This is a genomic window from Streptosporangium nondiastaticum (genome assembly GCF_003011965.1).
GTDB lineage: Bacteria > Actinomycetota > Actinomycetes > Streptomycetales > Streptomycetaceae > Streptomyces > Streptomyces nondiastaticus.
The window spans coordinates 1-421 of the sequence record NZ_PXWG01000375.1; the positions used below are offsets into that span (position 1 = coordinate 1).

Here is a 421-nt window from a genome sequence, read left to right on the forward strand (position 1 = left end):
GACACCTGACAGGCGCAGATAGGCCTGCGCGAGCCAGGCCACCGCCCGCCGCCGCAGCCGGCCGCGCCAGCCGGGGTCGTGGTCCGGCCAGGGGGGCACCTCGTTGCTGAGCGCAAAGTCCTCGGCCAGCGAGGCGTTGAGCTCGCTGACGAAGGCCCGGTCGCGCACGATCAGGTTGGCTTCGAGGTTGAGCACCAGGGACAGCGGGTCGAGGTTGGACGAGCCGATCGTGGCCCAGCTGTCGTCCACGCTCAGCACCTTGGCGTGCAGAAAGGCCGCCTGGTACTCGTGGATGTGCACGCCGTGCGCCTGCAACTCGGCGTACAGGGCCTGCGCGGCGACGGCCGCGATGCGGAAATCGGGGCGACCCTGCAGCAGCAGCCGCACCCGCACGCCGCGGGCCGCAGCCTGGCGCAAGGCC

At 72.2% G+C, this 421-nt stretch carries 1 protein-coding gene; it reads right to left on the reverse strand.

The window, feature by feature from the left end; genetic code table 11:
- The coding region (locus B7P34_RS36310) for a phospholipase D-like domain-containing protein (RefSeq protein ID WP_223268637.1) at window positions 1-421 on the reverse strand (421 nt) is incomplete at both ends.